The sequence below is a fragment of the Fluviicoccus keumensis genome (genome assembly GCF_004217445.1).
GTDB classification, from domain to species: Bacteria; Pseudomonadota; Gammaproteobacteria; order Pseudomonadales; family Moraxellaceae; genus Fluviicoccus; species Fluviicoccus keumensis.
Window position 1 is genome coordinate 1 of the sequence record NZ_SHKX01000015.1, and the last position, 13908, is coordinate 13908.

The following is a 13908-nucleotide window of genomic DNA, read 5'->3' on the forward strand; positions in this document are numbered from 1 at the left end:
GGTAGTGTGGCATTCGCCATGTGAGAGTAGGTCATCGCCAGACACTTAACACCAAAACCCCCTTGCCGGAAACAGCAAGGGGGTTTTGCTTTATGAGGCCCGAAGAAAGAAAGATTACGGCGTAGTAAACAGGAAAAAACCGCTCAAGAGCGGTTTTTTTGGCTAAGCTGATCAAGAAGGGCATCCTTTTCCTGCCAAAGCGTGTGAATCCATCCCTGAAAGCGCTTTCTGAATAAGTCGTCATTTTCGTAATCGCCATATTTCATTTCAGAGGGAATCTCACGAGTTTCAATGTGGATATGAATATCCTGGCTACGGCCTGCCATAAAGTTCCAGAATGACATATTCCCCTTGTGGCCATCCGGATAGTAAATAGTTACATCCACCAGGGTGTTGATTTCTTCAGCCATGACACCGATTGCGTACGCAATGCCGCCAGACTTAGGTTTTAGGAGATGCTGGTATGGTGATTGCTGTGCGTCGTGCTTAGCCTGGGTGTAGCGCGTACCTTCCAGGAAATTCATGATCGAGACCGGGAGATGCTTGAATTTTTCACAGGCTTTTTTTGTGATTTCCAGATCCTTCCCTTTCAACTCGGGGTGCTTGATTAAAAGCTCTTTGGAATAGCGCTGCATGAAGGGAAAATCCAGTGCCCACCAGCACAGCCCGATAACGGGGACCCAGATCAGCTCCTTTTTAAGGAAAAACTTCAGGAAAGGGATTTTTCTATTGAAAACCTTTTGCAGGATAAGAATGTCGGCCCAGGACTGGTGGTTTGAAATGACCATATACCAGCCTTCATACTCGAGTTTATCGAGACCGGTAACGTGATAGCGGGTGTGTTGAGTAAAATCAAGGAGAGCGCTATTTAAGCTTATCCAGTTCTCCGAAATGGTAATCAAGCCTTGGGAACATAGTGTTTTCCATTGCTGGATTGGGATCAGCTTGAGTCCCGCCAGCGTGAGCAGGGGAACGCTATGCACAATGGTATTGAGGCCTAACAAGCCGTAATTCATTGCGCCCTTGATCGGGGGAGGCAGCAACTTCAGCATAAAGGTTCTCCAGCAGAGGCTTAAGTTTAGTCAGTATTGAATCATAGCAAATAAGTGCACATGTGTATTTTAAATTTGTTCAGGTATAACAAGCCATGAAAGTGATGGGCAATGCTAAGCTAAAGCATGTGCATCGGTAGTAACGTTAAGCAATTCCAACATCAGGCGGGCTGATAGTGACTCAACAAGACAGCAAGGAAAAAGAAACCGTTAAATACGTGATTGCCGAGCGACAACTGCTGGCCAAGATGCGTAGCGGTGAAGTGCGTTTGATCAAGATGCAGATAGGGCTTCCCGAGCCTGTAGAGAGCAAATGGGAGGCTGAGATTGCGCTGGATGGACTTTATCCGAATGTCGTCAAGGTCCCAGGGGTCGACTCCTTCCAGTGCCTCAATCTGTCTTTTGGCGTGGTGAGGACGGCACTTGAAAAGTTTGTCGAAGCAGGTGGACAGCTTTACTGGAAGGATGGGTCGGGACCGCTGGGACTGGTGGATCTCTTTTCATGACCTTGAGGGCAGGTGTTTACCGACATTACAAAGGTCGTGACTATCAGGTCATAGATACCGTCCGCCATAGTGAAACGGAAGAGATACTGGTCCTTTATCGCCCCATGTATGGAGAGGGGGGATTGTGGGTGCGGCCAATCGCTATGTTTGAAGAGATGGTACAGGTCAATGGTCGGCCTGTACCACGGTTTGCCTTTCTGCGGGACGAGGTTTGAGATCGGGGGTCAGCCGGTAAATCGCATGGAAAGATCGATGGCGGTCACGCTCTTCGTAAGTCCTCCCATGGAAATGTAGTCGACTCCGGTTTCAGCGATCAGGCGCAGGTTGTGGCGGCCGATATTGCCGGAGGCCTCCAGTTTTGCCTTGCGAGCGGTCAGACGAACGGCTTCACGCATGTCTTCCACGCTGAAGTTGTCGAGCATGATGATGTCAGCACCTGCGGCAATGGCTTCTGACAGTTCTGCGAAGTTTTCGACCTCGACTTCAACGGGGGCGGATGACGAAATCTGACGGGCAGCGTTGACGGCGGCCGCGATGCTGCCGGCGGCCATGATGTGGTTTTCTTTGATAAGAAATGCATCAAACAACCCTAGCCTGTGATTGTAGCCTCCGCCTATACTCACGGCATATTTTTGTGCAATTCGCAGCCCCGGCAAGGTTTTGCGGGTGTCCAGAAGCTGGCATTGCGTTCCCGATAAAAGGCCAACGAGGTCACGGACTTTTGTCGCTGTTCCAGATAACGTCTGGATGAAATTGAGTGCCGCGCGCTCTCCTGTCAGCAGGGAACGGGCAGGGCCTTCAAGAAACAAGAACGGAATATCCGGCTGGATAAGGTCACCGTCCCGAGCCTGCCACGTTAACCTTACGGATGGGTCGAGTGTGTTGAAAAGCTGATTGACCCAAGGGCTGCCCGCCAGCACCATGGGCTCACGGCTGATGACGCGGGCCCGACCGTGATGATGTTCAGGAATCAGCCGGGCCGTGATGTCCCCGGAGCCGATATCTTCATCAAGGGCGATGCGGATGTTTTGGGCGATAGTAGCGGTTAGCAGGTCATTGGGGATCATGGCTGGTGTATCATCAGTCAGCAAAAGCGCCATTATAGGGCTTTCCGGCGTATTACAAAAATGTTTGGCATTGTCAGATGCCGGCGCTGAACAATAAACTGAATGAGCAGTCCCTCCCGGGGCGATAGAGTTATGAGTAGCCGTATGTCAGAAGATCTGAACCGACCAGCGAAGACCCCCGCGACTTCGACCAAGCTGCCGCCGGTGCTTGATAGTGTCCGGAGTTTGGCCCAAGACAAAATGTCTGTGCTTATCAAAAGCATGCTTGGCCGACAGGAACAGATCATCTTTGAATGGTGCGAAAAACTGCCGCCGCCTGAACAGCAGCGATATATGGATATCGTCACGGAAATCCGACGCAACAAGGATCAGATAGAGACGGATTTTATACGGGCATTTGGTGGTTCTTTTCTGGCCATGCCGCAGAACAAGCTGGCGAAGCCCGGCAAGGATAACGGAATTGCAAACACGACGATTGATTTCAGCACTCTGAGCCTTGTCGATACGGATGATATGGATGTTACAGTCACCGTCGACAGCATGGTGGCCCGCACACGCCTGGATTATTCAAGTCTGTTGACGCTGCTTCGCAAGCGCTTTGAACACCTGCTGCCTGAAATTGATCTGACCGAAAACAAATTTCCCCTGGACCCCGGCGCCTTGGCGCATGCCTTTCAGGGAGCCATCAAGCACCTGTCCCTCAATTCAACCCAGCGGGTTGTGATTCTCCGGATTTTTCAGCAGGAGTTTCTGGGACAAGTGTGGCCGATACTTGAGGAAGCCAACCAGATGCTGGTGACGGCTGGAGTCTTGCCTGACCTCAAGTTGTCTTATGCGGCCCCCAAAAATGAAGGCGACGATTCCGGCCCCAAGGAAAAGAAAGAAGAAAAGAAACTGGACACGGAGGATATCTTTTCCTTCCTCAAGGATGTTCACAATATCAGTCAATCCGGAACAGGCGGCGCAGGCTCCGCGATTCCCGGGCTGGGAGGCGGCGCTCCTGGTTCGAATATGATGGGCGCGACCTATCATGGCGGTCAGTATGTGGGGGGAGGCGGTGTCGGCTTGCTGCCTGCCGCCGCAGTCGGCGGTAGCGTGGCTGCTGTACCCATCGTGCCGGAGCATATTGCGGCCACGGCCCAGGTTCAGGCGCTGGCGACTGAGCAGTTGGTTGATCTGCTGTCGAAGTTGCAGGAAATCCAGCCCAAGTCGAAACTTGCCGAGGATGATAGCTCGCCCTCTGTAAATGAAGTCCGGACCGGGATTCGCAAGAACCTGAAGTCAGATGAAAAAACGGTTGAGGCCGTCCGACAGGCGGATGAGGATGTTATCAATCTGGTCTCCATGTTGTTCGACTTCATCCTGGATGATGATGATCTGCCGACGGCCATGAAAGCCTTGCTGGGGCGTCTGCAAATCCCGCTGCTGAAAGTCGCCATTCTTGATAAAACCTTCTTCAATGCCGAAAACCATAAGGCGCGGCAATTGCTGAATCTGCTGGCCAAAGCGGGTATCGGCTGGAATCAGAAGGATCCTGGCGGTGATGCGCTGTACTCGAAGATTGAAGAGGTTGTCTTCTGCATTCTTAACGAGTTCATTGATGATATTTCCATATTTGGCCAATTGCTGAGTGACTTCACGGAGTTCTACGAGCAGCAGCAAAAGCGTTCGGACGCTATCGACAAGCGGACGCGCGAGGCTGAAGAGGGACGTGCCCGCGCCGATATGGCCAGGGCCATGGTGCAGCAGTTGTTGAATCGTCGTTTGACCGGACGGCAGTTGCCGCTCGTGGTGGTCAAGCTGCTACAAGAGGGCTGGAAGCATGTCCTTTATATCAACTGCTTGAAGGAAGGGACCGAATCTGAGCCCTGGAAGCAGGCCGTCAAGGTGGTGGATGCCCTGGTGTGGAGCGTGATTCCCCAACCTGGCGCCGAATGGATTAATCGCCTGAAGAGTGTCTCTCCCAAGCTGCTGAACAGCCTTAAGAAGGGCTTGGCGGCCGTCAATTATGACGGCTTGGCGACGGATACCTTGCTGCGTGAGCTGGCATTGGTTCACAGTGAGTTAATGGGTGGACACCAGATGCCCACCGTGACGGTGATGGATGCCGATACGGCGGACTCCGGAACAACCAGCCAGTCAGGGGTCATTTCTGCAGACCAGATGGGTAAGGTTGCGGGTCAGCAAGTTGCGGCGGTGGTTCTGCCGAGTGAGTCCGTGGGACCCGCGGTTTCGGAAACGTTGCCCAATGACGATATGAACGTACTCAAGGTGAATCAGCTGAATGTGGGCAGTTGGGTTGAGTTCGTGCAGACGGATCGACGTGACCGCCACAAGCTGGTAGCCCGCATCCGTTCGGTGGACAAGCTGATTTTTGCCAATCGTCGGGGCATCAAGGTGGCGGAAATGAGCTCGATGAAGCTTGCCGTCGATATGAGCCAGGGCCGCGCCCGGATTATCGAGGAGGCCCAGGTGCTGGATCGGGCCTTGGAGTCAGTGATCGGGAACCTGCGCCAGTTGAGCGAACAGCAAGGTAAACCGGGTGCCTGAGATGCATGTTGATGATAGCGGCTGGCTTGCCGGGGCCAGTCGTTGTCCCTCGCCGAACTGCAACGACCGTCCGGATGACGAGATTTCGTTGGTTGTCATTCATGGCATCAGTTTGCCGCCAGGCGAGTTCGGCGGTTCCCATATCGAAGATCTTTTCTCCAATCGTCTGCCGCCCGACAAGCATCCCTATTTCGCTACGGTCTATCAACTGCAGGTTTCCGCACATCTTCTGGTGCGAAGGGATGGGGCAATCATCCAGTTTGTTCCTTTTGGCAAGCGGGCATGGCATGCCGGGCGCTCTTCGTTTTTGGGGCGCGAGAATTGTAACGACTATTCAATAGGCATCGAGTTGGAAGGCACAGATGATATTCCGTATACCGATGCCCAATATGCCTCTCTCTGCGGTATCCTGAGAGCCCTGCAGCGAAGATACCCGGCTATCGGTCAACATATCGCGGGTCACAGTGATGTGGCGCCGGGCCGCAAGACCGATCCAGGCCCGGCCTTTGACTGGGCCAGGCTGGACAGTTTGATGCGTGCATAGCCAATCCGCCGGGGATTCAGGACGACAAGGTTTGGGAGTTGGAGCGTGAAAGTTTTACTGGTGCTGTTTTTAATGCTGCTGGTGCTGGCCGGTCGGGATTTGGTATCTCCAGCGGTCAAAAAAACGGTTTCGCGCCCGATCCGGCAGTTGATGGACCTGGTGCTTGACGCCGGATTGAAAGCCAGACAACCGGGTTCGCTGCTATTCCTTCTTGTGACAATCGCACCTGTCTTGGCGGCTTCACTCTTGTTGTCGGCCTTCTCAGGCGGCGGCGCGGCCGTATTTTGGCAGTTTGCCCTGATCCTGGCGATAACGCTGCCGGTTTTCATGGATCGTCGGCTGCCTTCCGTCATGGAGTTCTGCCGCAAGCAGTGGCTGGATTCCGATCATCAAGAGCAAATGGCTCAGCGTGTCGAGCAGGCCAAGGCGGATTTACTGCTGACAGCCTTGCAGGAATTGTTTTCCCCGCTTTTCTGGTTGATTGTGGCAGGCCCTGCGGCCAGCCTCTTTTATTACCTGGTTCGTTGTTGCGATGAACAGTCGCGCCATCCGGAAGCCGCTGATTTTGCCCGTAAGGTACGTTTCTGGCTGGACTGGTTGCCTTCACGGGCACTGGCGATCTCCTTCGCTTTGGCGGGTGATTTCCTTTCAGTATGGAAGTATCTGCAACTCTCGTTTACGGAAAGCCGAAGCAGCATTCAGGCCTTTATTACGGAGGCCGGCCAACTGGCTGAAAACGGGTTGGCTAACCAAGCGCTTGAAACGCCTATAGATATGGTTCGACATCTGGCCCATTATGACTCGTTGTGCCAACGGGCGCTGGGCTTATGGCTGGTTGTGATGTTCCTGCATGCTTTATTGCCCTGAGGTAGCCAAAGGTCGCGTTGCGTTGTAGCAGGACCGCATGTATAAACACATGCACTCGCAATAAGAAGGAACCGGGCATGGCTAGCAACCGCTTTTACAACGACAGTGACCCCGTTGAAACCGATGAGTGGCTGGAGGCTTTTGCCTCACTGGTGGAGCGGGAAGGGCCGGAGCGTGCCCGGTTTATCCTGCAAACGCTCAACGCCCACGCCCAGACGCATGGTGTCAGCCTTTCCCGGCTGAACACGCCTTATCTGAATACCATCCCTGTCGACCAGCAACCTAATTTGCCCGGTGATCCGTACATGGAGCGTCGTATCCGCTCGCTGATCCGCTGGAATGCGTTGGCGATGGTGATGCGCGCCAATGATAATGAGGATGAATTGGGCGGGCATATCGCGACCTTTGCTTCCAGCGCTACTTTATATGACGTCGGCTTCAACCATTTCTTCCGCGCGCCGGACGGAGAGAACGGCGGCGACCTGATTTATTACCAAGGCCATTCCGCTCCCGGCATCTATGCCCGATCCTTTCTGGAAGGCCGGATAAGCGAGGAGCAATTACAAGGTTTCCGGCGCGAGGTGGATGGCAAGGGTTTGGCTAGCTATCCGCATCCTTGGCTGATGCCTGACTACTGGCAATTCCCGACGGTCTCGATGGGGCTCGGTCCAATTCAGGCGATCTACCAGGCCCATGTCATGCAATACATGATAAACCGGGAGTTGATGCCCGATCAGGGCCGCAAGGTCTGGGCCTTTCTGGGCGATGGCGAGATGGATGAGCCGGAGTCCCTGGGAGCTATCGCCCTGGCCGGCCGTGAAAAGCTCGATAACCTGATCTTCGTGATTAACTGCAATCTGCAGCGTCTGGACGGGCCGGTACGGGGCAATGGCAAGATCATCCAGGAACTGGAGTCTGTCTTTCGCGGTGCTGGTTGGAATGTGATCAAGGTGGTCTGGGGTCGCAAGTGGGATCCCCTGTTGGCCCAGGACAGCAAGGGCGTGTTGCGTCACCGGATGGAAGAGTGCGTGGATGGTGAGTACCAGGCCTTCAAGACGCATGGCGGCGCTTACACCCGTGAGCATTTCTTCGGGAAATATCCGGAGTTGCGCGAGATGGTGGCCGGCATGAGCGATGAAGAGGTCTATCAGCTCAACCGGGGCGGTCATGATCCGCACAAGGTCTATGCGGCTTATGCCCGTGCTATGGCGCACAAGGGACAGCCCACCGTCATCCTGGCCAAGACGGTGAAGGGTTACGGCACCGGTACGGCCGAAGGGGTCAACAAGTCGCACCAGATCAAGAAGCTGGATCTGGAGTCGCTGAAGGGGTTCCGTGACCGCTTTGATATGCCCTTCACGGATGAAGAACTGGTCAAGATTCCCTTTTACAGGCCCGCTGACCACAGTCCCGAGTTGCGGTATCTGCATGAAACCCGGCAACGGCTGGGCGGCTATCTGCCGGTCCGCAAGTCGGGGACAGTCAGCCTGCCGGTACCCGAGCTGGACAGTTTTGCACCGATCCTGCTGGGTTCGGAACGGGCCATTTCCACGACGATGGCATTCGTGCGCATCCTCAATGTGCTGGTGAAAATGCAGGGCCTGGGCGACCGGGTGGTGCCGATCGTCCCGGACGAGGCGCGCACCTTCGGCATGGAGGGCATGTTCCGTCAATTGGGCATCTATTCTCATGTGGGCCAGCTTTACACCCCGGAAGATTCCGAACAGATGATGTTCTACAAGGAAGACAAGAAGGGACGGATTCTGGAAGAAGGGATCAATGAGGCCGGGGCGATGAGCGCCTGGATGGCGGCGGGTTCCGCCTACAGCGTCCATGACTACCCAATGATTCCGTTCTACATTTTCTATTCGATGTTCGGCTTTCAGCGTATTGGCGATCTGGCGTGGGCGGCGGGGGATATCCAGGCGCAGGGCTTCCTGATCGGGGCGACCAGCGGCCGGACAACGCTGAACGGCGAGGGGCTGCAGCATCAGGACGGCCATTCGCACCTGTTGGCCAGCACCATTCCGAATTGTGTGGCGTACGACCCCTGCTATGGCTACGAGCTGGCGGTGATCGTGCAGGACGGACTGCGCCGGATGTATCAGCAGAACGAGCGCGTGTTCTATTACCTGACGACGATGAATGAAAATTACCCGCAACCGGCGATGCCGCCCGGGGTGGAAGAAGGTATTCGTCGCGGGTTGTACCTGTTGAAGCCGGCTTCGCAGGGACATAGCCATGAGGTGAATCTGCTGGGCTCCGGCGCCATCCTCCGCGAGGTCGAGGCGGCGGCCGAGTTGTTGTTCAATGTCTATGGCATCCGTGCGTCGGTCTGGAGCGTCACCAGCTTCAACGAGCTTCGCAAGGAGGCACTGGCCTGTGAGCACTGGAATCATCTGCATCCCTTGGAGGAGGCCAGGATTCCCTGGGTGTCGCGGCAGTTGCGCGGCGCCAAGGGGGCGATCGTGGCGGCCAGCGACTACATGAGAATTGTCGCGGAGCAGATTCGCCCGTTCCTGCCAGCGGGAATGCCCTTCATTACCTTGGGTACCGACGGTTTCGGCCGTTCTGACAGTCGCGAGCAACTACGGGCGCACTTCCAGGTTAACCGTTATTTTATCGCCATTGCCGCGTTGAACGCCTTGGCCGATGACGGCGTGGTCGGGCGGACACTGGTCCAGGATGCCATTGAGCGTTTCGGGGTGAATCCCGAGAAGCCCTTCGCCCCCTTGGTCTGACTGGAGAAACGCTCATGTTGCAAGTAGTCAAAGCGCCGGATCCCGGAGCCGATAAGGCCGAGGTCATCGAGATTCTGGTCAAGCCCGGGCAGTCGGTCAGCAAGGAAATGTCGTTGCTGGTTCTGGAGTCCGCCAAGGCGACCATGGAGGTTCCCTGTCCGGTTGACGGTGTGGTCAAGGAGGTTTTGATCCGGCTGGGCGATCCCGTCACGGAGGGAACGCCGTTGTTTTCGGTGGAGGTGGCCGGAGTGGAGGCTGTTGCCATGGCAAGCCAGACGCCGGCCGCTTCCGAGCCTGAGCCTTCTGGCCCGGTATTTACCCCGGCGCCGGAGAAACCGGTGGAGTTGCCTGCGGCGATCGTGAACCCGGCTCCGGTCACGACAGCGGCCGCTCCCTCACAGTCCTTGTCGGTTGCCCCTGCGTCGCTGGTGCATTGCGGCCCCGCCGTTCGCCGGTTGGCGCGTGAGCTGGGGGTCGATCTGGGCCGCGTGGAGGCCAGTGGACCCAAGGGGCGGATTCTGAAAGAGGACGTGTTCTCCTGGGTGAAGCAGTCCTTGTCGGCAGCGAAAGCGGTGGCGACCCCAGCGCCCGCCAGCGCCGGATCCGGCTTGCCCGTGCTTCCCGAGATCGATTTTTCGCGTTGGGGCGAGATTGAAAAGCAGCCGTTGACCCGTATTCAGGCCTTGTCGGCTGCGAACTTGCATCGCGCCTGGGTCAATATTCCTCATGTTACCCAGTTTGATGAAGCGGATATCACGGAGTTGGAAGCGTTCCGCAAGGATCAGAAGGATGCCTTGAAGAAGCAGGGCGTCAATCTGACGGTACTGGCCTTTCTAGTGCGCGCCTGCGCCAGGTTGCTGCAGGAGTTTCCGCGCTTCAATGCCTCACTGGCGGTGGATGGCCAGACACTGATTCTCAAGAAATATGTGCATGTCGGCGTGGCGGTGGACACGCCTAATGGTTTGGTGGTGCCCGTAATCCGCAATGCCGATAGCAAGTCGGTACGCGAGATTGCGCTGGAGTTGGGTGAGCTGTCGGCCAAGGCTCGTGACAAGAAACTGTCGCCGGCTGAGATGCAGGGCGGGACTTTCAGTATCTCGTCGTTGGGAGGCATTGGCGGCACGGCGTTCACGCCCATCGTCAATTGGCCGGAAGTGGCGATTCTGGGGGTGTCACGTTCGGCGTTGAAGCCGGTATGGCAAGGAAGCGGGTTTGAGCCGCGGCTGATGTTGCCCTTGTCGCTCTCGTACGACCACCGGGTGATCGATGGTGCGGAGGCGGCCCGGTTCACGACCCGGTTGGCGGCTGTGCTTTCAGATATCCGGATCTTGCTCCTGTGAACATCGTGCATCTGAAGCTTGGGGTTTTGTTGTTGTCCATGCTGGTCGCCGGCTGCGGCTCCGCGCCGCGGTCACCGTCCCCCGCGACCGTGGTAACCGAGGGCGGGCGCCAGTTTGTGATTCAGCCATCCCCGCCGATATTGTTGACGGCGGCCAAACCCGGCCCTGTACCGGCCATGCTGGAAAATACCCGCTGGGAGTTCCGGCAAGTGTTGGGGGAGAACCTGGTAAGGCCAAGCCCGGGTCAGGAGCCTTATCTCAAGCTGGCGAATGGACGCCTGGACGGTTTCAGCGGCTGCAATCTTTTCAACGGGGATTATCAGCGCGATATCCCCGATCACATCCGTTTTCTGACGGTGCGTGGATCAATGCTGAAGTGTCCCGGACAGGGCGGGGTGGAAAAGCAGGTCATCCAGGTGCTGCAGCAGGTGCGATCGTGGCGCATTACGCCGCAGCAGGATTTGCAGTTTTTGGGACAGGGCGGGCAATTGCTCGCCGAGTTCTCGGCGGTTTACCCCAAGCCCTGATCATTGCCGCTGCCACAACACTTCCTGACCGCCGTTTTCCCGGGCCAGTGCCCGCGCCAGCACGAACAGATAGTCGGAGAGCCGGTTCAGGTAGCGCAGGCCCAGGGGCGAGAGGCTTTCTGCTTGCGCCAGGCTGTGCACGCGGCGCTCGGCGCGGCGGCAGACGGTGCGGGCGACGTGCGCCAGGCTGGCCGGTTTACTGCCGCCCGGCAGGATAAAGTCCTTCAATGGCGGCAGGTGTTCGTTCAGGGCGTCAATGCCGTTTTCCAGTCGTTCAATTCCTTCTTCCTTGATCAGGCTGTAGCCCGGGATACACAGTTCGCCGCCAAGGTCGAACAACTCGTGCTGGATGCGGGAAAGCAGCGCCTGACTGGGATGGTCAGTGGTCAGTTCGGCGCGCAGCAGGCCGATCTGGCTGTTGAGCTCATCCACCGTGCCATAGGCTTCCACGCGCAAGGAGTCCTTGGGGGTGCGGCTGCCGTCGCCAAGGCCGGTAGTGCCGTCGTCGCCGGTGCGGGTATAGATTTTGGAAAGGCGGTGTCCCATGTGCGTTTCTCTCATGGATAAAAAAAGGCCGTTTTGCAACGGCCAGGCAAGGGCTTGATTAAAAGCTGAGTGTGGCGCTCAGAGTTGCAGTGAAAGGTGCGGCCAGATACAGGCGGCCGGTATCGTAGTACGCTGAACCATAATCAATATCACCAATATTTTCCAGGCTCATCATCAGCTTCAGTCCGGGTGAAGGCAGCAAATAGACGCTGCCGTTCACTACCGCATAGCCCGGAAGACGCTGCCCTCCGAAGTCTCCGGCATGACTCTTGGCTAGCACAGCGCTTGAAACCCCCCAGTTTTCCTGGCGGAAGCCTCCGTTAAGGCTCAGGCTGCGGCGCGGTCGCCGATCAAGATCCATACCAGTCTGACTGTTACGTGAGTGAATATAACCGGCCTTTGCACCTGCAAACCAGCCGTCAGCAGAGGTCCAACGGGCGTTCAGCTCCAGACCTTCGCTCTTGGCCTGATCAATGTTTTCGAGAACAAAAGCCTTGTTGTAGCTGATCAGGTTATCCAAAGCAGTTCTGAAGAAAGCGGTGGATACTTCAATATTTCCAATACGATGGCGGCTACCGATTTCAACGGATTTTGACTTCTCCGGCTTCAGCTTAGGATTATTGCTACCATAGCTGGTGTCAAATCGTTCGTTGAAGTCTGGAGTCTTAAAGCCGGTCCCGGCGCTGGCATAGATTGAGTGCCCTGCGGCCAGCATTCGTCCGATCGCCAGACTGCCTGTATTTTGGGAGCCGTATTCATCAAACTTTTCGTGGCGCCCTGAAACACGGAGATTCCAGAGATTATCATTCCATGTATTTTGCAGAAAGACGGCCTTGTTCCGGGTAGTGAGGTCATATATGCCGTTATAGGCAGCGTCGGTACGTGTCAGCGTGACTCCGGCGATCAGTGTATCAGTCGGTGCCAGTACCGCAGTGTGTTGCAACTCCACCGTATCCTGGAGTGTGTGGGCGTAGTCGGTGGACTGGTTCTGATCCAGTTTGTCAGTCAGCTGGCTGATACGGATGCTGGAGGTCTGATTGTTACCCAAGTCAGCACTCAGCTTCAGGGCAGCTATGCGGTTGATAAAGGTCTGTGACTGTAACAGGTCTACCGGCCCGGGGGTCCAAGCCTGCGAAATGTACTCGGTTTCGCCGTGATTATCACGAAGCTGTAGTTGCAGCGAAAAATCTTCACCGTGGTAGGAGGCATTGATGTCCGCACCTTGATTTTTCTGCCCGCGTTTATTGGGGTTGGCGGCAATGCTGGCGTAGCCATCCTGGTTCAGGGAACTGAACTGCACAAACGAATGGAGTGCTCCCCGATTGACGGACTGGTTGTACCCTGCGGCGATTTGCCCTTGCCCGCCAGCCGTGACGGATGCGCTGGATCGGTTTTCACGACCTTCTCGGGTAATAAGGTTGATGACGCCGCCTAATGCTTCGGAACCGTAGAGGCTTGACAGTGGCCCCTTGACGACTTCAATTCTTTCAATGTCATCCAGGGTCAGGTTCTGGATGCTGGCTTGGCTGCTGGTGGCCGAGTTGATGCGGATGCCGTCAATCAGGATGAGCGTGTGGTTGCTTTCTGTACCACGAGTGAACAGCGAGGTTTGCCCTCCAGGGCCGCCCGACCGCACAGCATCCATGCCGGCAACATAACGTAGGATCTCTGAGAGATCGCGGCCCCGATATGCATCCAGCGTATTGCGATCAATGACATCGACACTGGCAAGCGCCTGATCAATAGGCGTAGACATCCGGCTGGCAGTAATGATCTGCACCGGCAAAACAGTTTCAGCAAAAACAGGCAACGACGAACAGGCAGCCACGGCGGCCGCCAGAATGGAAGGCTTGAACATGATAGCTCCAGCTGTTTGGATCCCCGCAAACAGGGTGACAGTCAACCGGGATGGTTGACGCTCATGCCTTCAGGCCGGTCTCCGGGCTTGCATGTTGCCCTTGGGGGGCCATCGGTTTCACCTTCCCATCCGAAGACAGTGGTCACTGAAACCGACATACATGCATACCGTTGCGGGGGCAGCGCTGGCTTTTCACCAGTTTCCCGTTTGTCAGCGTGTAGCGTTGACAAACCGTACGAACGTACGGACACCTGCAGGCAGGCGGCATGGTAGGAGGTTTGGAACTTGGGTGCAAGGATAAATGTCAAGG

12 protein-coding genes and 1 riboswitch are annotated in these 13908 nt (G+C 56.0%); of the genes, 8 read left to right on the forward strand and 4 right to left on the reverse strand.

The window, feature by feature from the left end:
• Nucleotides 1-143: 143 nt before the first annotated feature.
• Complete coding sequence (locus tag EV700_RS14190) at nt 144-1052, reverse strand: acyltransferase (protein WP_130414970.1); 909 nt, start codon at nt 1050-1052, stop codon at nt 144-146.
• A 176-nt stretch (nt 1053-1228) separates the two neighbouring features.
• On the opposite strand from EV700_RS14190, the gene EV700_RS14195 reads away from it, so the two are divergent.
• Complete coding sequence (locus tag EV700_RS14195) at nt 1229-1558, forward strand: DUF6968 family protein (protein WP_130414972.1); 330 nt, start codon at nt 1229-1231, stop codon at nt 1556-1558.
• Nucleotides 1555-1773: a DUF1653 domain-containing protein gene (locus tag EV700_RS14200; protein ID WP_130414974.1), complete on the forward strand. Its 219-nt coding sequence runs from the start codon at nt 1555-1557 to the stop codon at nt 1771-1773. The genes EV700_RS14195 and EV700_RS14200 overlap by 4 nt, the downstream gene beginning before the upstream one ends.
• Nucleotides 1774-1782: 9 nt before the next feature.
• Here the strand turns inward: EV700_RS14200 and nadC are convergent, their stop codons facing one another.
• Entirely contained in the window at nt 1783-2625 is an 843-nt protein-coding gene (gene nadC / locus EV700_RS14205; RefSeq protein WP_130415301.1) for a carboxylating nicotinate-nucleotide diphosphorylase, read from the reverse strand.
• Nucleotides 2626-2769: 144 nt separating this feature from the next.
• Here nadC and EV700_RS14210 point away from each other — a divergent pair, with 144 nt between their 5' ends.
• The 6 genes from EV700_RS14210 (at nt 2770) to EV700_RS14235 (ending at nt 11194) form a co-directional block, all read left to right on the forward strand.
• The gene (locus tag EV700_RS14210) at nt 2770-5175 is read left to right on the forward strand and encodes a DUF1631 domain-containing protein (protein ID WP_165391492.1); all 2406 of its coding nucleotides are present in this window, start codon (nt 2770-2772) and stop codon (nt 5173-5175) included.
• 1 nt (nt 5176) lies between these two features.
• Nucleotides 5177-5719, forward strand: coding sequence for a 1,6-anhydro-N-acetylmuramyl-L-alanine amidase AmpD (gene ampD / locus EV700_RS14215; RefSeq protein WP_130414978.1), 543 nt, complete (start codon nt 5177-5179; stop codon nt 5717-5719).
• 45 nt (nt 5720-5764) lie between these two features.
• Nucleotides 5765-6586, forward strand: coding sequence for a regulatory signaling modulator protein AmpE (gene ampE / locus EV700_RS14220; RefSeq protein WP_130414980.1), 822 nt, complete (start codon nt 5765-5767; stop codon nt 6584-6586).
• Nucleotides 6587-6663: 77 nt separating this feature from the next.
• Complete coding sequence (gene aceE / locus EV700_RS14225; protein WP_130414982.1) at nt 6664-9327, forward strand: pyruvate dehydrogenase (acetyl-transferring), homodimeric type; 2664 nt, start codon at nt 6664-6666, stop codon at nt 9325-9327.
• 14 nt (nt 9328-9341) lie between these two features.
• Nucleotides 9342-10667, forward strand: a complete 1326-nt coding sequence (aceF, locus tag EV700_RS14230) for a dihydrolipoyllysine-residue acetyltransferase (RefSeq protein ID WP_130414984.1) — start codon at nt 9342-9344, stop codon at nt 10665-10667.
• A 176-nt stretch (nt 10668-10843) separates the two neighbouring features.
• Nucleotides 10844-11194, forward strand: a complete 351-nt coding sequence (locus tag EV700_RS14235) for an META domain-containing protein (RefSeq protein ID WP_165391493.1) — start codon at nt 10844-10846, stop codon at nt 11192-11194.
• Here the strand turns inward: EV700_RS14235 and EV700_RS14240 are convergent, their stop codons facing one another.
• Nucleotides 11195-11740 (reverse strand): cob(I)yrinic acid a,c-diamide adenosyltransferase, encoded by a 546-nt coding sequence (locus EV700_RS14240; RefSeq protein WP_130414988.1) that lies wholly within the window; start codon nt 11738-11740, stop codon nt 11195-11197.
• A 58-nt stretch (nt 11741-11798) separates the two neighbouring features.
• Nucleotides 11799-13598 (reverse strand): TonB-dependent receptor plug domain-containing protein, encoded by a 1800-nt coding sequence (locus EV700_RS14245; RefSeq protein ID WP_130414990.1) that lies wholly within the window; start codon nt 13596-13598, stop codon nt 11799-11801.
• A 55-nt stretch (nt 13599-13653) separates the two neighbouring features.
• A riboswitch (cobalamin riboswitch) is annotated at nt 13654-13861 on the reverse strand.
• Nucleotides 13862-13908 lie beyond the last annotated feature (47 nt).

Coding starts and splice junctions, on each gene's coding strand:
- aceF (WP_130414984.1), top strand. CDS start 9,342: ATGTTGCAAGTAGTCAAAGCGCCGGATCCCGGAGCCGATAAGGCCGAG.
- EV700_RS14240 (WP_130414988.1), bottom strand. CDS start 11,740: ATGGGACACCGCCTTTCCAAAATCTATACCCGCACCGGCGACGACGGC.
- ampD (WP_130414978.1), top strand. CDS start 5,177: ATGCATGTTGATGATAGCGGCTGGCTTGCCGGGGCCAGTCGTTGTCCC.
- EV700_RS14235 (WP_165391493.1), top strand. CDS start 10,844: ATGCTGGAAAATACCCGCTGGGAGTTCCGGCAAGTGTTGGGGGAGAAC.
- EV700_RS14245 (WP_130414990.1), bottom strand. CDS start 13,598: ATGTTCAAGCCTTCCATTCTGGCGGCCGCCGTGGCTGCCTGTTCGTCG.
- EV700_RS14200 (WP_130414974.1), top strand. CDS start 1,555: ATGACCTTGAGGGCAGGTGTTTACCGACATTACAAAGGTCGTGACTAT.
- EV700_RS14210 (WP_165391492.1), top strand. CDS start 2,770: ATGTCAGAAGATCTGAACCGACCAGCGAAGACCCCCGCGACTTCGACC.
- EV700_RS14190 (WP_130414970.1), bottom strand. CDS start 1,052: ATGCTGAAGTTGCTGCCTCCCCCGATCAAGGGCGCAATGAATTACGGC.
- nadC (WP_130415301.1), bottom strand. CDS start 2,625: ATGATCCCCAATGACCTGCTAACCGCTACTATCGCCCAAAACATCCGC.
- aceE (WP_130414982.1), top strand. CDS start 6,664: ATGGCTAGCAACCGCTTTTACAACGACAGTGACCCCGTTGAAACCGAT.